At 49.4% G+C, this 22,308-nt stretch carries 23 protein-coding genes; 18 read left to right on the forward strand and 5 right to left on the reverse strand.

What is annotated here, in order from left to right; translation table 11 throughout:
* Positions 1 to 9: 9 nt before the first annotated feature.
* Entirely contained in the window at positions 10 to 630 is a 621-nt protein-coding gene (locus tag FHP88_RS08140) for a putative metalloprotease CJM1_0395 family protein (RefSeq protein ID WP_144358540.1), read from the reverse strand.
* Between the two features lie 110 nt (positions 631 to 740).
* A complete protein-coding gene (gene queG, locus FHP88_RS08145) occupies positions 741 to 1,802 on the reverse strand; it encodes a tRNA epoxyqueuosine(34) reductase QueG (RefSeq protein WP_144358541.1) in 1,062 nt (353 codons plus the stop codon).
* A gap of 114 nt (positions 1,803 to 1,916) precedes the next feature.
* Between queG and FHP88_RS08150 the strand changes: the two genes are divergently transcribed.
* The 14 genes from FHP88_RS08150 to FHP88_RS08215 all read left to right on the forward strand — a co-directional run bounded on the left by FHP88_RS08150 (position 1,917) and on the right by FHP88_RS08215 (position 17,957).
* On the forward strand, positions 1,917 to 3,422 hold the full coding sequence (locus FHP88_RS08150) for an NAD(P)H-hydrate dehydratase (protein ID WP_144358542.1): 1,506 nt from the start codon (positions 1,917 to 1,919) through the stop codon (positions 3,420 to 3,422).
* A complete protein-coding gene (gene tsaE / locus FHP88_RS08155) occupies positions 3,419 to 3,886 on the forward strand; it encodes a tRNA (adenosine(37)-N6)-threonylcarbamoyltransferase complex ATPase subunit type 1 TsaE (RefSeq protein WP_260843201.1) in 468 nt (155 codons plus the stop codon). The genes FHP88_RS08150 and tsaE overlap by 4 nt, the downstream gene beginning before the upstream one ends.
* Before the next feature lie 119 nt (positions 3,887 to 4,005).
* Complete coding sequence (locus FHP88_RS08160) at positions 4,006 to 5,307, forward strand: N-acetylmuramoyl-L-alanine amidase (protein ID WP_144358544.1); 1,302 nt, start codon at positions 4,006 to 4,008, stop codon at positions 5,305 to 5,307.
* Between the two features lie 150 nt (positions 5,308 to 5,457).
* The gene (mutL, locus tag FHP88_RS08165) at positions 5,458 to 7,251 is read left to right on the forward strand and encodes a DNA mismatch repair endonuclease MutL (protein WP_144358545.1); all 1,794 of its coding nucleotides are present in this window, start codon (positions 5,458 to 5,460) and stop codon (positions 7,249 to 7,251) included.
* The gene (gene miaA / locus FHP88_RS08170; protein ID WP_144358546.1) at positions 7,251 to 8,210 is read left to right on the forward strand and encodes a tRNA (adenosine(37)-N6)-dimethylallyltransferase MiaA; all 960 of its coding nucleotides are present in this window, start codon (positions 7,251 to 7,253) and stop codon (positions 8,208 to 8,210) included. The genes mutL and miaA overlap by 1 nt, the downstream gene beginning before the upstream one ends.
* A 116-nt stretch (positions 8,211 to 8,326) precedes the next feature.
* The gene (hfq, locus tag FHP88_RS08175; RefSeq protein WP_144358547.1) at positions 8,327 to 8,581 is read left to right on the forward strand and encodes an RNA chaperone Hfq; all 255 of its coding nucleotides are present in this window, start codon (positions 8,327 to 8,329) and stop codon (positions 8,579 to 8,581) included.
* A gap of 284 nt (positions 8,582 to 8,865) precedes the next feature.
* Positions 8,866 to 10,152: a ribosome rescue GTPase HflX gene (gene hflX / locus FHP88_RS08180; RefSeq protein WP_144358548.1), complete on the forward strand. Its 1,287-nt coding sequence runs from the start codon at positions 8,866 to 8,868 to the stop codon at positions 10,150 to 10,152.
* A gap of 120 nt (positions 10,153 to 10,272) precedes the next feature.
* Positions 10,273 to 11,421 carry an FtsH protease activity modulator HflK gene (hflK, locus tag FHP88_RS08185; protein WP_144358549.1) on the forward strand — a complete coding sequence of 383 codons (1,149 nt, stop codon included), beginning with the start codon at positions 10,273 to 10,275 and terminating at the stop codon, positions 11,419 to 11,421.
* On the forward strand, positions 11,421 to 12,296 hold the full coding sequence (gene hflC, locus FHP88_RS08190; RefSeq protein WP_260843202.1) for a protease modulator HflC: 876 nt from the start codon (positions 11,421 to 11,423) through the stop codon (positions 12,294 to 12,296). Before hflK ends, hflC begins: the two co-directional genes overlap by 1 nt.
* 91 nt (positions 12,297 to 12,387) lie before the next feature.
* A complete protein-coding gene (locus tag FHP88_RS08195) occupies positions 12,388 to 12,636 on the forward strand; it encodes a DUF2065 domain-containing protein (RefSeq protein WP_313957287.1) in 249 nt (82 codons plus the stop codon).
* Between the two features lie 11 nt (positions 12,637 to 12,647).
* Positions 12,648 to 13,826 (forward strand): ATP phosphoribosyltransferase regulatory subunit, encoded by a 1,179-nt coding sequence (locus tag FHP88_RS08200; RefSeq protein ID WP_144358551.1) that lies wholly within the window; start codon positions 12,648 to 12,650, stop codon positions 13,824 to 13,826.
* Between the two features lie 42 nt (positions 13,827 to 13,868).
* Positions 13,869 to 15,164, forward strand: a complete 1,296-nt coding sequence (locus FHP88_RS08205) for an adenylosuccinate synthase (RefSeq protein ID WP_144358552.1) — start codon at positions 13,869 to 13,871, stop codon at positions 15,162 to 15,164.
* 212 nt (positions 15,165 to 15,376) lie between these two features.
* The gene (locus FHP88_RS08210) at positions 15,377 to 17,164 is read left to right on the forward strand and encodes a DEAD/DEAH box helicase (RefSeq protein ID WP_144358553.1); all 1,788 of its coding nucleotides are present in this window, start codon (positions 15,377 to 15,379) and stop codon (positions 17,162 to 17,164) included.
* Between the two features lie 139 nt (positions 17,165 to 17,303).
* Complete coding sequence (locus FHP88_RS08215; RefSeq protein WP_144358554.1) at positions 17,304 to 17,957, forward strand: rhodanese-like domain-containing protein; 654 nt, start codon at positions 17,304 to 17,306, stop codon at positions 17,955 to 17,957.
* Between the two features lie 12 nt (positions 17,958 to 17,969).
* On the opposite strand, the gene yeiP is transcribed toward FHP88_RS08215, so the two are convergent.
* On the reverse strand, positions 17,970 to 18,536 hold the full coding sequence (gene yeiP, locus FHP88_RS08220; RefSeq protein WP_144358555.1) for an elongation factor P-like protein YeiP: 567 nt from the start codon (positions 18,534 to 18,536) through the stop codon (positions 17,970 to 17,972).
* A gap of 186 nt (positions 18,537 to 18,722) precedes the next feature.
* On the reverse strand, positions 18,723 to 19,160 hold the full coding sequence (locus FHP88_RS08225; protein ID WP_144358556.1) for an Rrf2 family transcriptional regulator: 438 nt from the start codon (positions 19,158 to 19,160) through the stop codon (positions 18,723 to 18,725).
* 97 nt (positions 19,161 to 19,257) lie between these two features.
* On the opposite strand from FHP88_RS08225, the gene FHP88_RS08230 reads away from it, so the two are divergent.
* The 4 genes from FHP88_RS08230 to FHP88_RS08245 all read left to right on the forward strand — a co-directional run bounded on the left by FHP88_RS08230 (position 19,258) and on the right by FHP88_RS08245 (position 21,515).
* On the forward strand, positions 19,258 to 19,584 hold the full coding sequence (locus tag FHP88_RS08230) for a metal-sulfur cluster assembly factor (RefSeq protein WP_144358557.1): 327 nt from the start codon (positions 19,258 to 19,260) through the stop codon (positions 19,582 to 19,584).
* Between the two features lie 32 nt (positions 19,585 to 19,616).
* Positions 19,617 to 19,862 carry a DUF2249 domain-containing protein gene (locus FHP88_RS08235; protein WP_144358558.1) on the forward strand — a complete coding sequence of 82 codons (246 nt, stop codon included), beginning with the start codon at positions 19,617 to 19,619 and terminating at the stop codon, positions 19,860 to 19,862.
* 27 nt (positions 19,863 to 19,889) lie between these two features.
* Positions 19,890 to 20,996, forward strand: coding sequence for a hypothetical protein (locus FHP88_RS08240; protein WP_144358559.1), 1,107 nt, complete (start codon positions 19,890 to 19,892; stop codon positions 20,994 to 20,996).
* 99 nt (positions 20,997 to 21,095) lie between these two features.
* The gene (locus tag FHP88_RS08245) at positions 21,096 to 21,515 is read left to right on the forward strand and encodes a hemerythrin domain-containing protein (protein WP_144358560.1); all 420 of its coding nucleotides are present in this window, start codon (positions 21,096 to 21,098) and stop codon (positions 21,513 to 21,515) included.
* 141 nt (positions 21,516 to 21,656) lie between these two features.
* On the opposite strand, the gene FHP88_RS08250 is transcribed toward FHP88_RS08245, so the two are convergent.
* Positions 21,657 to 21,935, reverse strand: coding sequence for a hypothetical protein (locus FHP88_RS08250; protein ID WP_144358561.1), 279 nt, complete (start codon positions 21,933 to 21,935; stop codon positions 21,657 to 21,659).
* Positions 21,936 to 22,308: the final 373 nt, after the last annotated feature.

Genomic DNA, 22,308 nt, shown 5'->3' on the forward strand with positions numbered 1-22,308 from the left:
TCAGGGTCTTCAGATATAGGTATCTATCCGTTCCTGTGGCGCTTGGGTCGGTGTTGCGCCACTGCGAGCTAACCGCTCATTCAGTTGATTGCTGCGCTCGTTGTTTGAGTCGGGGGTGCGGTTTTCATTAAGCTGTTCACTTTTTAGCGCCATGCTCTGCTCGAATAGCTCAGCGCGGGCCTCTGCAGCCATGCTGCTGGCTTGCGATGCGACCTTTCTGTCCTGAGCGGAAGGATTGGCGGGCGCGAGGGCCGCACGTCTTATGGTTTCTGCTTTCAGTTCAGTGGCTTTTGGATCGCCTGGGATCACGCTGGTATCGATTTTTACATCGCCCCCAACAGCATAAAGTTGGCCATCCGGCCCCCGTTGATAATCCAGGTTGGTGCCGCTGGTGGCATAACGGCCAGCCACTGAGAGATGGGCCTGTTCATGTGCACGCACTTCCCTATCCCTGGCCTGTAATGACCTGAGTTCTCGTGACTCTTTGCTATTACTCTCTTTCAGTGCAGCCTTTTTGTCTGCGGCAGTTACCGCGGGCCTGCTGTTATCTTCCTGTTTTTTATCAGGTTTGATTGGCTCGACTGATTGTGTAGCAGGAAAAAGGGATGTAGTCGGAATGCTGATTTCCATTGGGCTCTACGATCACCTCCTGGTATGGACTTGCCTACATATACCCCAAATGATAGACCAAATTCCTTATTTCACCTGAAAGTTAGTATGGTTATGTGAAACCTTGCTCATCACTCACCGTGCTGTTGCAGGGCCCATGAGATATGCTCACGCACAAGTGCTGAGTGGTCTTCTCGGCGGCTTTTTAGTGCGTCTATCACGGCAGGAGTGGTGTGTGCATTTCCCAGGGCAACAGCGATATTCCGGAGCCACCGTTCGTATCCTATGCGTCGAATGGGTGAACCTTCAAAGCGTTTCAAAAATGTCTCTTCATCCCAGGCAAACAGGGAGCAGAGGGTAGCGTTGTCCAGTCCATGTCGAGGTAGAAATTCATCAGCTTGGGCGGGTGTTGCAAAGCGGTTCCAGGGGCAGGCCATGAGACAGTCGTCACAACCAAAAATACGGTTTCCCATTAATGGCCGGAGTGACTCAGGAATGGGCCCATCAAGCTCAATGGTCAAATAAGAGATACAGCGCCGCGCATCCACCTGATAGGGGGCGACTATGGCTTGAGTGGGGCAGATATCAATACAGTCGGTGCAGCGGCCGCAATGGTCTGATTCTGCTTGATCAATTGGCAGTGGTAGCGTGGTATAAAGCTCCCCCAAAAAAAACCAGGAACCAGCCTTCCTATTGACAATGTTGCTATGTTTGCCAGTCCAGCCGAGTCCGGCCTTTTCAGCCAAGGCGCGTTCCAGTACCGGGGCAGAATCCACAAAGGCCCGATATCCAAAAGGGCCTACTGAATCTTCAATTTTTTTTGCCAATTTCTGTAAACGGTTACGCATCAATTTATGATAATCCCGCCCGAGTGCGTAGCGAGATATAAACGCGCGCTGAGTATCTGCGAGTACACGCTCAGGCTGATCGTTGGGGGGTAGATAGTCCATCCTTACCGAAATAATACGTAATGTGCCAGGTACCAACGCTTCGGGACGGGATCTTTTCAACCCATGCTGGGACATGTAGGTCATGTTGCCGTGCATGCCTTGATCAAGCCAGTGATGTAGATGCTGTTCTGCCAGGGTTAGATCAGTATCCGCGATGCCCACTTGCTGGAAACCGAGTTCAACTCCCCACTGCCTGATCTGTTCAGCAAGCGTTTGATAATTTGTGATGGTTGTATCGCTCATGATGGGTTGCGATCATAGCATTATATTGCAAGTAGAATAGCAGCGTTCAAACGGGACAAATCCAGCCAAATCACCCTACAATAGTACGAGCATAAATCACAAAGTTGAGCGTAAATGATTATTACTGAACAAGCCTCACTTCCTGATGCATTGTACTTGGCGGAGCAGGTGCGCGCATTGGATCAGACGGCCATCAAGGTATTTGGTATCCCGGGTGCTACGCTGATGGAGCGTGCCGGTAACGCGGCATTCAGGCTGATGCATGAGCGCTGGCCTCAAGCCAGAAATATCACGCTGCTTTGTGGTACAGGTAATAATGGCGGGGATGGCTATGTGGTTGCCCGGTTGGCTCGCCAGGCAGATTATCATGTGCAGGTCTTGCAGGTGGGTGATGCCAAAAAAATAACGGGCGATGCGAAGACGCAGGTCGAACTCTATGTTCAAGAAGGAGGAGTGGTTGAGCCTTTCCAGTCAATTGATGACGATACGGATCTGATTGTAGATGCCCTGTTAGGGACGGGACTTGAACGTGCAGTGACAGGTCTCTGGGCCAATGCCATTCGTGCGGTAAATCAGTATAAGGTGCCGGTGTTTTCACTGGATATTCCGTCAGGACTCCATTCTGATAGCGGTCGGATTATGGGATGTGCCATTCAGGCGGATGCAACGATCTCTTTTATTGTCCTCAAGCGTGGCATGTTTACCGGTGATGGACCGGCCTGTTGTGGGGGGATTGCCTTTGATGATCTTGACGTGCCCCCAGAAGTGTATGGCGCAGGGACCAGTAATACTTGCATGTTGCGGTGGGATGCTGCTTCCAGCGCTTTGAAGCCCCGATCGCGAACCCAGCATAAAGGCCAGTCGGGTCATCTTCTCCTGGTAGGTGGTGATAAGGGCATGCTGGGTGCAATCAGTCTGGCAGCTCAGGCCGCTGCACGTACGGGTGCGGGGCTGATATCCATTGCTACCCGGTTAGAACATGCCGCTTTGATCGCCAGTCAACGGCCCGAGTTGATGTGTCATGGTGTAGAAAAAGCAGATGATCTCTCCACATTACTTGCGCGGGCTGATGCGGTAGTGATTGGCCCGGGATTGGGTCAGGGTGATTGGGGTCTTGCAATGCTAAGGCGGGTACTGGAGACGAACTTACCCTTAGTCATGGATGCGGATGCGCTAAATCTTTTGGCAATTGAACCTGAGAAACGCGAAAACTGGGTGTTAACCCCCCATCCTGGCGAGGCGGCCCGGCTTCTTGGCTGTAGCACATCAACGATACAGGCTGATCGATTTGCTGCTATAGCGGCTTTACAGCGGCGCTATGGTGGCGCGGTGTTACTGAAAGGGGCCGGTACCTTGATCTGTAGTGGGGATGACTCATCTATCGGGATTTGCATAGAAGGGAATCCGGGTATGGCGGTGGGTGGTATGGGTGACCTGTTGGCGGGTGTGATTGGATCACTCATGGCTCAAGGTGAGCCTTTAGGAAATGCAACACGTATGGGTGCATGTCTACACGGTGAGGCCGGTGATCTTGCCGCGCGTCTGGGTGAGAAGGGCATGCTGGCGTCAGATCTTTTGCCCTTTCTGCGTCAACTGATGAACCCGGAGTGTGCGGAGTGATTGTTTTACATCCGCAAACGGAGCAGGCACAAGAACAGATAGGGCGTGCGCTGGCGCAGGTGTGCGCGGGGAATGGTCTGATCTTTCTAAAAGGCGACCTGGGCGCTGGAAAAACCACGTTCGCGAGGGGGTTCCTGCGTGGAATGGGTCATACAGGATCTGTCAAAAGTCCTACCTATACCCTGATTGAGCCCTATGAGATTAACGGTAACCACTGCTATCACTTGGATCTCTACAGGCTGGCTGACCCGGATGAGCTGGAGTTTCTAGGAATCAGGGATCTGCTTGAAGGGAATGCGGTTTTGCTGGTGGAGTGGCCGGAGCAGGGTGGTGACGCACTTCCCGCCCCGGATCTTTTGGTCACTATCCAATATCAGGATGAAGGTCGCGAACTGTCTATTGAGGCGAAATCGACAAGGGGCGTCCGCTTGCTTGATGAATTGAGAATTCAGTTAGCGGCGTAACTTCAGAGTTAAATATAGAATAGATTGCTATCTTTCAGATATTACTGGAATTATTTAAAATCACATGCTATCTTTTAGTTGTGTGAAATGGCCCCGATCCAGTATAGACGGCATTGAATATGAGGAAGATTACGACAATCCTGCTGCTGTTGATGAGCTGCCAGCTGTTTGCTGGGCAGGTGGTTGTCGATAATCTGCGTATTTGGGCCGCCCCCGACCATACCCGATTGGTTTTTGATACCAGTGATCCCGTTAATCACAATATATTTACCCTGAAGCAGCCTGACCGTCTGGTTATCGATATTCAGAATGCCAAACTGACCGGTAAAATTCCTGAAGCTGAAAACAACTCGTTGATCAAACAGCTACGCAGTGCTCAGCGTAAGGATGGCAGTCTGCGTGTAGTACTGGATCTCAGTGCGCATACCAGTCCAAAAAGTTTTGTCCTCAAACCCAATAGTCAATATGGTCATCGACTGGTTGTGGATCTTTACGGCGATGCTGATACTCCCTCCAATTCGAGAGCGCAAAAAACTGTAAAACAGACCGTTCAGAGTGGTTTGAGGGACGTAGTAATTGCCATTGATGCCGGACACGGTGGAGAAGATCCTGGCGCAAAGGGGAGACGTGGCACTTACGAAAAGCATGTCGTACTGTCGATTGCGCGTAAGCTGGCGACGATGATTGAAAATGAGCGGGGTATGAAAGCAGTCATGGTCCGAGATGGCGATTATTATCTCGGGTTACGTAAGCGCATGGATTTGGCGCGGTCGCATCGTGCTGATTTGTTTGTTTCAATTCATGCTGATTCATTCAGGGATCCACGTGCACGAGGCTCATCGGTCTACACGCTTTCTAATCGTGGCGCATCAAGTGAGGCGGCGCGTTGGTTGGCTGAAAGTGAGAACAGTGCGGATTTGATCGGTGGTGTCAAGCTTGAGGATAAGGATGATGTACTGGCCTCTGTCCTTCTTGATCTTTCTCAGACGGGTACCCGACAGGCAAGCCATGATGTGGCTAACAAGGTATTAGGGCAGTTGAAAACGGTCGGGCGTACACATAAAAGTGCAGTGCAGCAAGCGGGTTTTGCGGTGCTGAAATCGCCAGATGTACCCTCAATTTTAGTTGAGACGGCCTTTATCTCCAATCCAGAAGAAGAACGGAAGCTTCTGAATCCACGGCATCAGGAGAAGGTGGCGCGCGCTATCTTGACTGGATTGCGCGGCTATTTCCGTAATAGCCCGCCGCCCGGAACATTAATGGCAAGCCTTAAATCCCGCAAACATACCATCAGTAGGGGTGATACGCTTGGCAGGATCGCCGATCAGTATGATATCAGTCTGGCGAGTCTCAAGTCGGCCAATGGAATATCAAGCGATATTATTCGTATTGGACAAGTACTGGTGATTCCCGGTACCTGATTGTCTGCTCGTTTGTAAAATCAACGGTCTATTCACCCCTAATCTCAAATCCTGGTTATAATTCAACACTTGTTCAAGATGATCCGAGCGGACTATTGAATCAATTTTCCGCTTAATTCCATGGGTCCTGATATACAGGTGTTTTTCATTATGCGCATACAGGCCCTTCCTCCACAGTTGATCAATCAAATCGCCGCAGGTGAGGTTGTCGAGCGCCCGGCATCGGTTATCAAAGAGCTGGTGGAGAATAGCCTGGATGCGGGGTCCAGCCGGATTGAGGTGGATATTGAGCAGGGTGGTGCGAAGTTGATTCGCGTACGTGATAACGGTGCAGGTATCCACTCGGATGATTTGGCCCTGGCCCTTTCCCGTCACGCCACGAGCAAGATCGCCAGTCTGGCTGAGTTGGAGCGTGTCAGTAGTATGGGATTCCGGGGAGAGGCCCTCCCAAGTATCGCATCGGTCTCTAGACTGACCATTGCTACCCGTACTGAAGGGCAGAGCACGGGCTGGAGCATTACGGGTGACGGGGGTGATCAAGTAACGGCACCCGAACCCAGTGCTCACCCCCAGGGCACAACCATTGAAGTACGTGATCTATTTTATAACACACCCGCCCGCCGTAAATTTATGCGCGCTGAAAAGACTGAATTCAGTCATATTGAGACACAACTGAAACGATTGGCGCTGAGTCGGTTTGATGTCTCCTTCACGCTTACGCATAACCGTAAAGAGGTGTTTACACTCCCTTTGGCTGAGCAGCCCTTGGAGCAGGAGCGGCGGTTGTCCGGGTTGCTTGGTTCGTCTTTTGTCGAACAGGTGCTGCATCTGGATCGTGAGCAGGCAGGACTCTCATTGCGTGGTTGGATAGCCAAACCCGTGTTCTCTCGCAGTCAGGCTGACATGCAGTATTTCTATGTCAACGGCCGAATGATTAGAGATAAGCTTGTTTCACACGCCGTGCGTCAGGCTTTTCAAGATGTGCTTTTTCACGGCAGACATCCCGCCTTTGTCCTCTATCTTGATCTGGATCCGATGCAGGTGGATGTCAACGTGCATCCGGCCAAGCATGAAGTGCGTTTTCGCGACAGCAGGATGGTGCACGGCTTTATTTACCGTACTCTGCATCATGTGTTGGCGGAAACGCGCCCTGGACAAGAGGTGGATCGTAACACGGGTGAGATTCGACTGGTTGAAAGTGAAAAGGCCATTATTGACTCTGCACCTGCCGTGGCAGCTTATCAGAGACCTCTCGGATTTCATGTGCAAGAACGCCAGGCCAACTATCAGTCCAGTTTTGATATACAGCGTCCAGAATTTCCTGAAAAATCAACCGATCAAACAGAACCGGATGCCCAAGTTCCCCCACTCGGGTATGCCCTTGCCCAGTTAAAAGGGATCTACATCCTGGCTGAAAATGAGACCGGACTGATTCTGGTGGACATGCATGCTGCGCATGAGCGTATCACCTATGAGCGGTTCAAGCAGGCCATGGAGCAGGGACGCATCAGTTCACAGCCGCTGTTGGTACCCGTGTCGGTTCCGGTGAGTGCGCGGGAAGCAGAGTTGGCCATTGAGCATCAGGCACTGTTTGGTGAGTTAGGTATGGAGGTGGATCGACTTGGCGCAGAGACCCTTGTCGTTCGTGCCATACCGGTTCTACTCCATGGTGCTGACGCTGAGAAATTGTTGCGGGATATTCTGTCTGACATCGTTATTCACGGAACCAGCGACCGTATTCGTAACGACATTAATGAAGTGCTCGCCACTATGGCGTGTCACGGCTCCGTGCGGGCCAATAGACGTCTGACTCATGAAGAGATGAATGCGTTGTTGCGGGACATGGAGCGTACTCAGCGAAGTGATCAATGCAATCATGGTCGGCCAACCTGGGTGCAGCTTGATTTGAATACGCTAGATAAACTGTTCCTTCGGGGGCAGTGATGTCGGTTCAGGTGAATACTCCAGAACGTCCTCCTGCCATTTTTTTAATGGGTCCCACTGCATCGGGTAAGACCGCACTCGCCATTGAACTTATTCAATATCTTCCCTGCGACATTATCAGTGTAGATTCTGCCTTGGTCTATCGGGGTATGGATATTGGCACAGCCAAACCTGATGCGGAAGAGTTGGCCCTTGCACCCCATCGATTAATTGATATTTGTGATCCTTCAGAGGCTTATTCGGCGGCGCGCTTCTGTGAAGATGCATTGAAAGAGATGGCTGCGATTACAGCAGCCGGTCGTATCCCATTGCTGGTTGGCGGAACTATGCTCTATTTCAGGGCATTAGAGTTTGGGTTGTCGGCACTGCCAGAGGCTGATCCCGTGGTGCGCAATCAACTTGAATGCGAAGCACGTGAACTGGGTTGGGAGCAGATGCATGCCCAACTGTCAGAGGTGGACCCCGAGGCAGGTAGCCGAATCCACCCGAACGATCCCCAGCGTATCCAGCGTGCACTGGAAGTATATCGGCTAACAGGTAAGTCCATGTCACAGCTACAAAAAGAAGCTGAACAGTACTGTTTTCCCTATCAGCCAATTAAGCTGGTTCGTGCACCGCAAGATAGAGCGGTCTTACATCGACGTATTGCTGATAGGTTTGATGTGATGATCCAGCAGGGATTTGAGGAGGAGGTTAAGGGGTTGCTGAGCAGAGGTGACCTCACTGCCGAGACACCCTCCCTGCGCTCTGTAGGCTACAGACAGATGATTCGCTATATACAAGGAGAGTATAGTCGGGAGGAGATGATCGAACGAGGGATTATAGCCACACGCCAGCTCGCGAAAAGGCAGTATACTTGGTTGCGCTCATATCCGGGCTTACATTGGCTTGATGAAAGCGCAGGAGATATCTTGTCACAAGCCTTGAAAATTATCAGGGATGACCTCACATTCAATTGACAGTGTGAGCTATATGCTACAATTGAGTTGAATTTGAAGGATTTTTTTCTGGTACAAATTTGTATCATAAGCTATTAATTTAATACCGACGCGATACTACAATAAGGAGAACTCCGATGTCTAAGGGGCAAAGTTTACAAGACCCTTTCCTCAATACGCTTAGAAAAGAGCGTATACCCGTTTCGATCTTCCTCGTGAATGGAATCAAGTTGCAGGGGCAGATTGAATCTTTCGACCAGTTCGTGGTTTTGTTGAAGAATACGGTCAGCCAGATGGTCTATAAGCATGCGATCTCAACAGTGGTGCCAGCGAGAAATGTTCGCCTGCAGATTCCTACTGGTGATGAGGTGGTTGAGCCTGGAAATATGTAAAAGGGTTATATAAGCGCTTTTCGTGCTGGGGTGAGATGCTGTAATCTCGATTCTTAAGAGGATGGGATTTCACTCTAGACCGGAAAGCGTTTAATAGACACACTTAATCTATATTATTGGAATATTACGTAACTATATAATACTTAATGAAAATTAACTTATTTTATCGATTGCCACAGAGTGGTGTATGCGACTGTTGAATCAACCAGCGATTTCATGGCATCTACTGACAACCTACTTGATTATCCGTCTATCTCATATCCCTCCAGCTTTAGAGAACCTTGATGTTTGAACGCCCAAAAATTGGTGAGAAGGCCATACTGGTTCATATAGACATGGACAGTAAGGCTGATTCTGATGAACTTGCTGAATTTCAAGAGTTATCCATCTCAGCCGGGGCTATGCCTGTAGGGTTTGTGACCGGCACGCGGCGATCGCCTGATTCACGGCTGTTTGTAGGCAGTGGTAAGGCGGAAGAGATCGGGGACTTGATTCAGGCAGAAGAGGCTGAGTTGGTCATTTTTAATCACTCACTTTCTCCAAGCCAGGAACGTAATCTGGAGCGTGAGTTCAAATGCCGCGTTGTAGACCGAACAGGTTTGATTTTAGATATCTTTGCCCAGCGGGCTCGCTCATTCGAAGGTAAGCTTCAGGTGGAATTGGCTCAACTGCGACACTTATCTACCCGGCTGGTTAGGGGGTGGACGCACCTTGAGCGACAGAAAGGTGGTATTGGTTTGCGTGGACCCGGTGAGACTCAGCTCGAGACAGACCGGCGACTGTTGAATCATCGTATAGCCCAGATCAGACGGCGCCTTGAGAAGGTTGCCAGCCAACGCAATCAGGGACGTAAGGCCCGTAGCAAGGCTGAAATTCCAACCGTGTCTTTGGTCGGTTATACCAATGCCGGAAAATCGACCTTGTTCAACAGTCTGACGGATGCAGAGGTTTACGCAAAGGATCAGCTTTTTGCTACCTTGGACCCCACGCTGCGTCGTTTGGATCTGCCAGGGGAAGGTGCCTGTATTCTGGCTGATACGGTAGGCTTTATATCCCATTTGCCCCATGAATTGGTTGCGGCATTCAAATCAACGCTGCAGGAGACAACAGAGGCCTCATTGCTGCTTCATGTGATTGATACTGCCAGTCCCCAGCGTGCAGTCTGTATTGCGGAAGTCAATGATGTATTGAAGCAGATTGGTGCCGATAAAATCCCTCAGATTGAGGTCTATAACAAAATTGACCTGACAGAAGATGAGGCGGCAAGGATTGAACGTGGAGAGGATGGCCTGGTCAAACGTATATGGCTCTCTGCACAGACGGGCGAGGGATTGGATTTACTCAGGGAAGCCTTAGCGGAGTTTTATCATCAGGAACATGTGCATAAATTGCTGCAGTTGCAACCCGCAGATGGGCGATTACGGGCCAGGCTTTTCGAGTTAGGTGGTGTGATCTCTGAAAAAACCACGGAGACTGGGGGCTGGGATATTGAGATAGACCTACCCAAAGTTGCCTATGAGCGTCTGCTGCAACAGGAAACAGCCCTGGAAAGCCGGCTCGTGATTGTCTAGTAATGCCAGACGACACACTTAATTGTAAGTATAAGCGTTAAAGAAAAATTCGCTGCCTGGATGTTTGTAAAGTATCCTCCGGGTATATATTTCTAACAACTGGATAGAACGGAGTTATCGATGGCCTGGAATGAACCCGGGGGAGACAATAAAGATCCCTGGAGTGGCAAGGGTGGTGATCAAGGACCCCCTGATCTCGATGAAGTGGTAAAGAAGATGCAGGACAAGCTTGGTGGTTTGTTTGGCGGAAAGGGCAATGGCGGTGGTGGTAATTCAGGCGGTAGCCCTGTATCGACCCCCGGCGGCGCGAAAGGGATAGTTGCAGTGGTCGTTATAGGGCTGGTTGTCTTGATGGGTTTCAAAAGCTTCTATACCGTAGCACCTGCTGAGCGTGGTGTTGTATTACGCTTTGGTGCCTATCATGAAGTGACTCAGCCAGGCCTGAATTTTCTGATCCCAGTGGTGGATGATGTGATAAAGGTCAATGTTGACCAGATTTCATCATTCCCATCTAAAGAAACCATGCTGACCAAGGATGAGAACATTGTCGATATCGAATTAACGGTGCAGTTCCGGGTGCAGAATCCTGTGGATTATCTGTTTCAGGATCGTGATCCTAACAAGACTATTCGTGATGTGACGGAAACAGCACTACGTGAAACCATCGGTACAAGTAAACTTGATTTCATCCTGACAGAAGGCCGTGGCTCAATTGCCAGCGATATCAAACGGCGTATTCAGGAATTGATCTCTTTCTACAAAACCGGGCTTGAAGTCACCAGTGTCAACACTCAGCCGGCAAAGCCACCTGAGCAGGTTAAGAGCGCATTCGATGATGCCATCAAGGCACGGGAAGACAAGGCTAGGCAAGAGAACCAAGCTGAAGCGTACGCCAATGACGTGGTGCCAAAAGCGCGTGGTGCGGCAGCTCGTATAACAGCAGCTGCCAGTGCTTATAAGCAGAAGGTAATTGCGGAGGCGGAAGGTGAAACCTCACGTTTCCTCGCGGTTCTGGCTGAGTATGAAAAGGCACCTGAAGTGACGCGGCAGCGCCTCTACCTGGAGACTGTCGAGCAGGTGATGGAGAATACCAATAAGGTTATTATGGATGTCAAATCTGGCAATAGCCTGATGTATCTTCCGATAGACAAGTTGATACAAGAAAGAGCTGAAACTGGTAATAGCGGTCTTACCCGGCAGTCCATACCAACGAACAGCAATATTGAGACTATTCGTCGCGAAGATAGCCGTGATCGGAGGATTCGTTAATGAATAATGGAAAGATGGGTTTCTTCTTCATTGGTGCAATTCTGCTGATTGGCGTACTGGCATCATCACTGTTTGTCGTAAATCAGTGGGAGATGGCGATCAAGTTGCAGTTTGGCAAGATTGTCGACTCCGAATACACGCCTGGCCTTCATTTTAAGATTCCACTGATTCAGAACGTTAAGAAGTTCGATGGTAGAATCCAGACGATGAATTCAAATCCGGAGCGCTTCCTGACGATCGAGAAAAAGGACGTGATTGTTGATGCATACGCTAAATGGCGCATCACTAATGCGGCACAATATTTCAGGTCAACGGGTGATAATGTGGCTACTGCCACCCGGTTGTTGACAGAGCGGATCACTACCAGTCTTCGTGATGAATTTGGTAAGCGCACCATCCAGGAGGTCATCTCGGGTGAACGTGCTGAAATCATGGCATTGCTGACCAAAGATGCAGATGAAAAGGCATCTGAGCTTGGCATTGAAGTCTTGGACGTTCGTGTCAAGCAGATTGATCTCCCCACGGAGGTAAGCCAATCCGTATACGATCGTATGCGTGCTGAGCGTGAGCGTGTTGCTGCGGATCTCAGAGCACAGGGTGCCGAGGCGGGTGAAAAGATCCGGGCAGATGCGGATGCACAGCGAGTGGTAATTCTGGCTAACGCCTACAAAGGGTCTGAGGAGATCCGGGGTGAAGGAGATGGCCTCTCAGCTGAGATCTATGCCAACGCCTTCCGGAAAAATGCTGAATTCTATGCCTTCTACCGCAGTCTGAATGCCTACGGAAAGACGTTTAATAATGACGGCAATATGATGGTGCTGGATCCGGATTCCGAATTTTTCCGGTATTTTAAAAGCGCCGAAGGAAAAAAATAACCCACTAATTGGCTGCCTGCTTACCGCATGATGGGTGGGCAGGCAGCAGATAAATGGACAATTTGGGCGTGTTTTGGCAGAATCAGCCCCCTTGTCCATACAATCCAGAATGTACTGGCCGGGCTTTGACCCCGGCTTTTTTGTGGACGGTAAGATATTGCACGACTTATGGGTAGCCTTAGCACTGATGTTGGTGATTGAAGGGGTTTTTCCCTTCCTCAGTCCTGGTGCTATGAAGAAAATGATGAAGTCTATCGCAGAGATGGATGAAAAATCTCTCAGAATCAGCGGCTTGGTTAGCATGGTTCTGGGGGTTGTGACACTCTATCTTGTGAACTGAATGAGAAAACCATGAACAATGTACACTGGTTGCTGCCGGAGGGTATTGATGAACTACTACCTCCCAAGGCTCTCCTGCTGGAAAAAAAGCGTCGGGATCTGCTCGATTTGTTCAACAGCTGGGGATATGACCTCATACAACCCCCATTTATCGAGTACCTAGAGTCGTTGCTGACAGGCACGGGTGGGGATCTCGATCTTCGCACATTCAAGATAACTGACCAGGTAACTGGGAGGACGCTGGGTATTCGCGCTGATATCACGCCACAGGCTGCACGTATCGACGCACACCAACTCCGCCGCGATGCTCCGACCCGACTCTGTTATGTCGGCACGGTCCTGAATACCCGCACGGATGGTTTTGCAGGGTCCCGCTCCCCAGTACAGATTGGTGCTGAACTCTATGGCCATGCGGGAGAGGAGAGTGATCAGGAGATTCTCTGCCTCATGCTTGAAACCCTGGAAAAGGCGGGTGTTGAGAATGTCTATATCGATCTCGGACACGTGGGAATATTTCGGGCCCTAGCCGAAGAGAGCGGTTTGAATAAACAGCAGGAGTTGGAACTGTTCGATGCGTTGCAACGTAAGGCGGTTCCTGAGATTACGGTATTGTTGGCTAGCTATAATCTAACACCTGAACATCATCTGCGGCTCTCATCACTGGCTAGCCTTAGTGGAGATGATGCCTTAGTTAGGGCGCAGGAATTATTATCTGGTGCTGGAGAGTCAGTTCAGTCTGCCCTTAAACAGATGGAAAGGCTTTCTAACCTTTTGGCTGAACAACGCCCTGATGTACCGGTTCATTTTGATCTGGCCGAACTGCGTGGTTACCACTATCATACCGGGGTTGTATTTGCCGCCTTTGTTCCTGAACTTGGACAGGAAATAGCGCGGGGTGGGCGATATGATGATATTGGCCAGCTATTTGGCCGTGCTCGCCCGGCATGCGGTTTCAGTGCTGATTTGAAGATGCTGATGCGTTTGGCAAATAGTGAAAATTTAGTAGAACAGGTTGGGATATTTGCCCCATCTGATGATGATCCTGTCCTGCGACAACGGATCAGAGAATTGCGTGCTGAAGGACGCCGAGTGATTGTAGCGCTTCCCGGTCAAAAGGGTGATGCTAGCTCAATGAGTTGTGGGGAGGCCCTGGAAAAGCAGGGTGTGGAGTGGGTAGTCAAGCCTCTATAAAGAGACTGGTTATCTTTAAATTACGTATTGAAGAGTACGAACATGGGCAAGAATGTAGTAGTAATTGGTACCCAATGGGGTGACGAAGGTAAGGGCAAGATTGTTGATCTGCTGACCGATCGTGCAGAGGCTGTTGTCCGCTTTCAGGGCGGGCATAATGCCGGACACACCCTGGTAATCGATGGCAAGAAGACTGTATTACATCTGATACCATCCGGTATTTTACGGGACAACGTCCGGTGTCTGATCGGTAACGGTGTGGTGTTATCACCCAGTGCACTGCTGGAAGAGATGGCGGTCCTGGAAAAGAATGGCGTGCCCGTTCTTGCACGACTGGGTATCAGTGAGTCATGTCCGCTGATTCTGCCCTATCACATTGCCCTGGATCAGGCGCGGGAAACGGCGCGTGGTAAAAAGGCAATTGGTACAACGGGTCGTGGAATTGGTCCTGCCTATGAGGATAAGGTCTCCCGTCGGGGGATTCGTTTTGGCGAACTCTGCGATGTGGCGGTTTACACCGAACGCCTGCGTGAAGTGATGGAGTATCACAACTTCACACTGGTTAATTACTTCAAGGCAGATGCCGTCGATTATCAACAAGTACTGGATGAATCACTGGCGCAGGCGGAAATCCTTACCCCGCTGATTGAAGATGTGACAGGTACGCTTCATCAGATGCGTGCCAAGGGTCAGAACGTCATGTTTGAGGGTGCTCAAGGCGCTTTGTTAGACATTGATCATGGTACCTATCCCTATGTGACATCATCCAATACAACGGCCGGTGGTGCTGCCAGTGGTAGTGGCGTGGGACCTTGCCATATTGATTATGTGTTGGGAATCGTCAAGGCATATACCACCCGCGTCGGTGCAGGCCCATTCCCTACCGAACTGTTTGATGATGTGGGTGATTATCTGGGTGAGAAAGGGCATGAGTTTGGCGCAACGACCGGACGTAAGCGTCGCTGTGGCTGGTTGGATGTTGTCGCGCTAAAACGTTCCCTTGAAATCAACAGTGTTACCGGTATGTGTATCACCAAGCTGGATGTTCTCGATGGCCTGGAGACACTGAAAATTTGTGTAGCTTACAAGCTGAATGGTGCCGAAGTGACCGTTCCTCCTGTTGGTGCTGATGGGTTTGAGAAGTGCGAGCCTGTCTATATGGAGCTACCTGGCTGGAGTGAATCAACCATCGGGGTCGCCAGCGTAGATGGCCTGCCTGAAAATGCACGTAGCTATCTGAGGAAAATTGAAGAGCTGACAGGTGTACCCGTTGATGTTATTTCTACAGGCCCTGATCGTAAAGAGACGATCGTGGTGCGTCATCCCTTTGATGCCTAAGGCAGCTAAACTGATTATGTGACGGAAAAACGGGGCATTTATGCCCCGTTTCAGCTCCTTTGTACTGTAAAATCCTAAAAACAGGCGATGTGAAGTTTATGCACGATAAGGGTACACATATTCTATAATTTTCTGTACAATCCCGCGCCTTCTCCATCTCCACTCTCCATTGAGCTTCTTCGGTGGATACAACACCCTCCAGAGGTATCACTATGGACACCGCTCCGGCAATTGCAGGTTTTGACTCATTTGGCTTGTCTCCTGCTGTACTTAAAGCCATCCAAGATCAGGGCTATGAAACCCCGACACCGATTCAAGCCGCATGCATTCCGGAACTGTTAACTGGCCGCGATATTCTTGGTCAAGCCCAGACGGGTACGGGGAAAACGGCTGCTTTCGCATTGCCACTATTAAGTAATATCAGTCTTGGATCACGCGATCCGCAGATTCTGATTCTTACCCCGACCCGAGAGTTGGCGCTACAGGTTGCCGAGGCCTGCCAGAGTTATGCTAAGCATATGGGTGGATTCAATATTTTACCTATCTATGGTGGACAGGGGATGAGCTTGCAGCTACGCCAATTGCAACGCGGTTCTCACGTTATTGTTGGTACACCTGGGCGGGTTATTGATCATATTCGTCGTGGAACATTGAAACTGGGTAGTCTTAAAAGCCTGGTGCTTGATGAGGCCGACGAGATGCTCAAAATGGGGTTTATCGAGGAGATCGAGTTTATATTTGAGCAGACACCTGAAAACCGCCAGGTTGCACTGTTCTCTGCGACCATGCCGGACGCTATTCGCAAAGTGACCAAGAAGTATCTCAAAGACCCGGTTGAGATCAAGATCAAGTCTAAGAGTGAGACTGTTACAGCGATTGATCAGGTGCATTATGTGGTCAATCGGGACCATAAGATGGATGCCATGACGCGTATTCTCGAGGTGGAAGAGTTTGACGGTATGATCGTGTTTGTACGTACCAAACTTGCCACGGTAGAAGTTGCCGACAAGTTGGCGGCGCATGGGTTTGCTGCTGAGGCGCTGAATGGTGACATGAACCAGGCCATGCGAGAGCGCACTGTTGAGCGTCTGAAGCAGGGGAAGCTGGATATCGTCGTGGCCACGGATGTGGCTGCGCGTGGACTGGATGTTCAACGCATCAGTCATGTGGTCAATTTTGATATCCCGAATGATCCGGAATCATATGTCCATCGTATTGGTCGCACAGGGCGGGCAGGCCGCAAGGGTAAAGCGATACTGTTTGTCCAGCCACGAGAAAATCGACTGCTTAAATCGATAGAGCGGTCTATTCGCCAAGCGATTCCCGCCATGGCGTTGCCGACAGCAGGCGACCTTAGCGAACACCGTATAGATCGTTTTGTCGCTGTTTTGCGCGATACCATGGCTGAACAAGACCTGGATTACTATTATCGTCTAGTGAGTCGCATGACCCAGGAACAGGAGATGAGTGAGCTTGATATTGCAGCGGCACTCACCTATCTGGGGCAAAAAGATCGGCCCTTTATTGTCAAAGAGGTCGCTGCTCCAGCGTCCAAAAAAGCACGCTCAGGTGATAAGCGAGAACGAGACAGCAGTCAATCAGATAGAGGATCGCGTAAGGAGCGTTCTGCAGGTAAAAACAAAGAACGCGGTTCCAGGAAGGGAAGTGATATACCGAAAGATACCTATCGGCTCCAGGTTGGTTCAAAACACGGTGTAACACCGCGTGAAGTGGTGGGGGCTATTGCTAACGAAGCTGGCCTGGATGGCGCACATATTGGTCGGATAGAAATCGCCGAAGATCATACCTTAGTCGATTTACCTGAAGGTATGCCGGGTGATGTGCTCAAGCATCTACAGCGTGTCTATGTTTGTAACCAGCCGTTGCGCATCCAGTGCGTATCAGAGCATGCTGGATCGAGTAAGCCTATGACTGATAAAGCTAAAAAGCCTAAAAAAAAGCGGGATAAAAAACCCAAACAGAAACCTGCGGCGTCATAAACGAATAGCTGAGCACATTCCATTCCAGTATCTGATGCACAAAGAGGATCAGCTATACTGGAATGGGATGGATAAATAATTCAATGCACTCGATGTCACCGGGTGACATTGAGGCGGTAGTGATCGGGAGGATTGTTTGATGAGGATCATGCCTTTGATATTGGCACTAACCCTATTCAATACAGCTAACGTGACTGCACTTGAAGTCAATATCACTCGGGATATTGAACAGTTCCAAGTAACCCACGGAAAGCAGCAGATAACGATCAAGCGTCGGCAGGATAGAAGTTCCACAATCAGTCCGGATTTCGCCCTTACCTCCAGGCCTTGTCCCCCTTTTTGTGCGCAGCCAATGCTGATCGCACCGGGAGTGATGACGATTGGTGAGGTTGAACTGGTTGAATTCATGGCCACGCGTCTTACCGACGGGACTGGCATCCTGATTGATGCCAGGACACCGGATTGGCATGCACGTGGCACTATTCCTGGGTCAATGAATATTCCCTTTACACACCTTAATCCAGGGCAGGGTGCTGACCCCATTACGCTCGGTGATGCACTGAGTTATCTTGGTGTTACAGAGAATGATACGGGCTGGGACTTTTCTCAGGCGAAGCAGGCGGTCCTCTGGTGCAATGGGCCTTGGTGTGGCCAATCACCTACCGCGATAAAGGGACTGATCAGCATCGGCTATCCGGCTGAGAAGCTGTTTTACTATCGGGGAGGGATGCAGGTATGGCAAGTATTTGGCCTGCCCACCGTGACACCCGATGGGCAGTTAATTGAAGAGTGAACTACTCTGCGCTCAGGCGCGGGAGATGAATTTTCCTGTGCCTGTGTTGACCTTAACTGTTTCGCCAGGTTCCAGGTATTCAGGTACCTGAATCTCAAGGCCGGTTGTCAATGTGGCCGTTTTGGTTCTTCCGGTAGCCGTCGCACCTTTAATGCCTGGCGCTGTGTCGGTAATGGTCAGGCTGACTGACTGGGGCAATTCAATGCCTAGCAGATTCCCGTCTACAATTAGGGCCGTGATACCCTCCAAACCCTCTGTCAGATAGCCTACCTGATCTTCAATGTCTTCTCGGTTGATGGCGTATTGGCTATAGTCTTCCATGTCCATGAAGGTGAATAAGTCACCATCCAGATAGGAGTACTGGACCTGTGGACGCAGACAATCAATGCTTTTCAGCATGTCATCACCCTTATAGGATTCATCCAGCTTTTGCTGTGTCTGTAGATTGGTGAACCTAATTTTATAGAGGGTGGCGGCACCACGGGAAGAAGGACTTTTTGCCTCGACCTGTTTTACAGCATGAGGTGCTCCATTAATCTCAACAATAACACCTCGTTTCAACTCACACGCCTTTGGCACAATAGTATTCCTTGGTTGATTTGATTTGCTGATTATATCAGCCTAGGCCTTCTGCAAATCAAGCTTCTTAACGTTTATGTTGGGAAAAGTGATGATATGTCTTGCGCTGTTTTTACTCAGTAATCAAGAAGCTATTGTGCTTTAATAGGTGACTGGTTTGTCTAGGCATGATGGCGTTAAAATTGGCTAACTTTTAATCGTCAGTAATGCTTCAAGTTTAGTTCTATCCTGAATCAAGTCATTCAAGGTGTATCGATCAAGAACTTGGAAAAAGGCTTGTTGTGCTTCTAGAAGAATGCCTGTCAACCGACAGGCTGGTACAATCTTACAATGACATTGCTCCATGCTGAAGCACTCCACTAAGAGGCTGTTCTTCTCAGTATCTCGCACCAGAACACCAATTTGAATTACCTCTGGCTTGAGAGCCAGTTTGATGCCTCCGCCTTTTCCACGCAGTGTTTCAATATAGCCATTCTGACCAAGATAGTGCACGACTTTGGTAAGATGGTTGCGTGAAATATCATAGCAATCAGCGAGTTCCCCAACAGTTGCAAGTGTATCCGGATGTAGACCAAGATAGATCAATACACGGAAGGTATAGTCGGTGAAGGTGGTGAGTCTCATGATGTCCGCCTTAATATGCATCTAATATATTGATTATCTCAGAAGTGCATGCTAGATTAAACATGCATATAATATGCATCAATAGGAATTATCCGATATGAGTGGAAACCTCAAACAAGAGGAGATAGCTGAGAAGGTAGTTTATGAAGCCCTTCGTGAAGTTATTGATCCTGAAGTGGGGATCAACATCGTAGATTTGGGTTTGGTGTATGGCGTATCAGCCAATGCCGAAAGAGTCGATGTAACGATGACGCTTACCTCGCCGGCCTGTCCCTTAGGCAGTCAGGTCACAGAGGCGAGTCGGGCTGCTATACGGGCCAAAGTGCCCACGTCAGTACAGGTTGAAATCAAGCTGGTGTGGGAGCCGATGTGGAGCCCGGATCAAATGTCGGATGAAGCCAAACAGCTTTTGGGTTGGAGTTAGAACCCATTGTATCAATTTTGGAGATAAATCAAATGAGTACAAATTCTGTAAAGAGTACGGTTGATGTCCGTACTATAGAGCCGCGTTTTCGCCATCCATTGATTTTTGATACCTTTGAAGAGTTGCAAGATGGTGAGGTGCTGTTATTGGTCAACGACCATGACCCGGCACCTTTGCGTTACCAATTTGAAGCTGAAAAGAGTAATCAGTTTGCCTGGGAATACATTGAGCAGGGCCCCGAGGTTTGGCAGGTGCATATTACTAAGCGAGTCGTCTAACGGTGTTTATCAAGACAGGGTGCTGATATGTGGCAGGATCTGAAACCGCTCTACCGTTTTCCCATCTTGATTATGGGAATGCTATCGCTGGTAGTGGGCATACTTGCAGGTCTGGGGCGTCTCGGGATATCCGTCCCGCAGGTTGCACTTGAGCAAGTGTCCCAGCATGGCGTGTTGATGATTCCTGCCTTTTTCGGGACCGTTATTGGTTTGGAACGTGCTGTCGCTTTAGGGCAGCGATGGGCATATATAAGTCCCTTATTGACTGGGCTTGCGGGTATTGCGTTGTTAATCGGGATACCACACTTGATACCCTTTGCCCTGTTAGCTGTGGGCAGTCTGCTGTTTGCAATAGCCTCTTTGAAGGTGGTCAGAATACAGAATGCGATTCAGAACTGGATACTCCTGGGCGGCGCTGTCGCCCTGTTGCTCGGTAATATCCAGCTCTTTGCTGGAATGCTGGTGAGTGACATTCTCTACTGGTGGATCGCCTTTCTACTCTTGACCATCGCAGGTGAGCGTTTGGAATTGAGTAGGCTGGTGATCAGAGATGATAAAAAAAGAGTGTGGCTTGCAATCCTCTGTCTGGTTCCACTGGGCGGGGCAGTGATAAACATCATCAATCCGATGCTTGGCACAACACTGTTTGCTATCGGCATGTTGGGCATTGGTTTGTGGCTGATACTTTTTGATATTGCCAGGCGTACGGTACGTATGCAGGGGCTGACCCGCTTTACCGCAGTCTGTATGCTTACGGGCTATGCATGGCTATTTCTCTCTGCCGTTTTGTTTCTGGGAATGCTGTATGGATGGGGAGGCATAGGACGCGATTCAGCGTTGCACACCTTCCTTATCGGCTTTGTGTTTTCCATGGTAATAGGCCATGCGTTGATAATTTTCCCAGCTGTGACACAGCTTAATATTCCCTATTCACCCGTTTTTTATCTACCACTCATCTTCTTACAGAGTTCATTGATCATGCGGGTGGTTGGTGGGTTGAGCAACAATGCGTTGCTTTTAACTCAGGGTGGTCTGCTCAATAGTATTGCGCTAGCCGTTTTTATCGTTACGCTGGTCGGAAGTATTGTGCGAGGTCAAATAGTCACGAGGCAAACACGCACTGGAACGGGTTAATGCTTCGAAGGATAAGCCCTTCGAATGTTGATAATTCAGGGGTGATTGTAGATATCTTTATACAAATGTTAATGTGAGTGACACTGAATAGGTTTGATAATGCAACGAAATCAATATTTGCGAAATCTCTCTTCGGAACATCATCAAGCGCTGGCATTGGCCAGAGATATCAAGAAGGCTTGTAGCACGAATGAACAACAGGATGCACTGATCAAGAGGGTAGAGGCAATATTTGTAGCAGAGCTACTGCCCCATTTCGATATAGAAGAGCAGACGATTCTTCCTGCACTAAAACGAGTGGGTGAAACGTCCCTTGTTACGAAAACTCTTCAGGATCATGCCCATCTAAAAAAATTAGCCAAGAGTTTAGCGGAGCCAGGGAGCTTGGTGGCTTTCTCTTCGGCTCTGAAAGAACATGTGCGATTTGAAGAACGAACTTTATTTGAAGTATGTCAATCAGTTTTGACTGATGATGAACTGGCGACAATTGACTCATTGCATCGGCAGAGCGAACGCTAGGTTTTTGGATAATGAAATTCAGTAGAATTTAGAAACCTGCGACGCCATAAAAATAATCACGCTAATCATTTTACTGAATGATATAGAAACGTGAATGGTAAGTTGCTTCGCAACTCTCGATCAGTTTGGTTAAGCCAAATTTCAGACTACGGTATCAATAAACCGGCCTACACCCTCCTGAGAGTTGGGGTCGGGTTCAGGTGGTTGATTGTTGCTGGTTACCTGACTCGCCTCGGTTTCATTGGCAGGCTGCACCCGTTGGGTGGCCGCCATATCACTGGCTTGATTGTTGGTTGCTGCCGCATTAGCGGTAGACTGATTATCATCTTCCCGATTTTCTGCCTGTTGAGGTCGTTCTGCCTGCTGTGTGGCAACCTGCCGGTTGGCGGAAGCGACCGCCTGTGATGCACCTATTTCCATTATCTCTGTCTCGTTGTATCAACATTTCCCCAATTATAGCTGTTTTTTTGTTGGGCGCAGATTTGTTGTATCGGATTTGCTTTGAAGCTAGGCCTTTGATGATGGTTTGAAAGGACTCACTATAAACCGTGAATTCAATTTGTAAGTGCAACTCTTAACGAGTTGGTTAGAGGGTAAGTTGCTGTATTATCGAGCTTTCTCTCACCGACCAAAGTTAGAGGAGCACAATGAGATACAAACAGCTTACCCAGGTAGAACGATACCAAATTTACGCCCTGTTGAAAGCAATGGGATGGACTCCTCCTCACCCTTACGGCATCGATGTGCCAAACTGAGATTGGTGTTTCAGTTAACGGTGAGCATGAGGAGTCCA

The sequence above is a fragment of the Sedimenticola selenatireducens genome (assembly GCF_007625115.1).
Classification (GTDB): domain Bacteria; phylum Pseudomonadota; class Gammaproteobacteria; order Chromatiales; family Chromatiaceae; genus Sedimenticola; species Sedimenticola selenatireducens_A.

Excerpts from the sequence above, each read along its gene's own strand:
- FHP88_RS08205 (WP_144358552.1), top strand. The coding sequence starts at position 13,869 with ATGGGCAAGAATGTAGTAGTAATTGGTACCCAATGGGGTGACGAAGGT.
- FHP88_RS08160 (WP_144358544.1), top strand. The coding sequence starts at position 4,006 with ATGAGGAAGATTACGACAATCCTGCTGCTGTTGATGAGCTGCCAGCTG.
- FHP88_RS08230 (WP_144358557.1), top strand. The coding sequence starts at position 19,258 with ATGAGTGGAAACCTCAAACAAGAGGAGATAGCTGAGAAGGTAGTTTAT.
- FHP88_RS08215 (WP_144358554.1), top strand. The coding sequence starts at position 17,304 with ATGAGGATCATGCCTTTGATATTGGCACTAACCCTATTCAATACAGCT.
- hflK (WP_144358549.1), top strand. The coding sequence starts at position 10,273 with ATGGCCTGGAATGAACCCGGGGGAGACAATAAAGATCCCTGGAGTGGC.
- hflC (WP_260843202.1), top strand. The coding sequence starts at position 11,421 with ATGAATAATGGAAAGATGGGTTTCTTCTTCATTGGTGCAATTCTGCTG.
- FHP88_RS08200 (WP_144358551.1), top strand. The coding sequence starts at position 12,648 with ATGAACAATGTACACTGGTTGCTGCCGGAGGGTATTGATGAACTACTA.
- FHP88_RS08250 (WP_144358561.1), bottom strand. The coding sequence starts at position 21,935 with ATGGAAATAGGTGCATCACAGGCGGTCGCTTCCGCCAACCGGCAGGTT.
- FHP88_RS08245 (WP_144358560.1), top strand. The coding sequence starts at position 21,096 with ATGCAACGAAATCAATATTTGCGAAATCTCTCTTCGGAACATCATCAA.
- FHP88_RS08240 (WP_144358559.1), top strand. The coding sequence starts at position 19,890 with ATGTGGCAGGATCTGAAACCGCTCTACCGTTTTCCCATCTTGATTATG.
- FHP88_RS08210 (WP_144358553.1), top strand. The coding sequence starts at position 15,377 with ATGGACACCGCTCCGGCAATTGCAGGTTTTGACTCATTTGGCTTGTCT.
- hfq (WP_144358547.1), top strand. The coding sequence starts at position 8,327 with ATGTCTAAGGGGCAAAGTTTACAAGACCCTTTCCTCAATACGCTTAGA.
- queG (WP_144358541.1), bottom strand. The coding sequence starts at position 1,802 with ATGAGCGATACAACCATCACAAATTATCAAACGCTTGCTGAACAGATC.
- FHP88_RS08235 (WP_144358558.1), top strand. The coding sequence starts at position 19,617 with ATGAGTACAAATTCTGTAAAGAGTACGGTTGATGTCCGTACTATAGAG.
- mutL (WP_144358545.1), top strand. The coding sequence starts at position 5,458 with ATGCGCATACAGGCCCTTCCTCCACAGTTGATCAATCAAATCGCCGCA.
- hflX (WP_144358548.1), top strand. The coding sequence starts at position 8,866 with ATGTTTGAACGCCCAAAAATTGGTGAGAAGGCCATACTGGTTCATATA.
- FHP88_RS08150 (WP_144358542.1), top strand. The coding sequence starts at position 1,917 with ATGATTATTACTGAACAAGCCTCACTTCCTGATGCATTGTACTTGGCG.
- FHP88_RS08140 (WP_144358540.1), bottom strand. The coding sequence starts at position 630 with ATGGAAATCAGCATTCCGACTACATCCCTTTTTCCTGCTACACAATCA.
- FHP88_RS08225 (WP_144358556.1), bottom strand. The coding sequence starts at position 19,160 with ATGAGACTCACCACCTTCACCGACTATACCTTCCGTGTATTGATCTAT.
- miaA (WP_144358546.1), top strand. The coding sequence starts at position 7,251 with ATGTCGGTTCAGGTGAATACTCCAGAACGTCCTCCTGCCATTTTTTTA.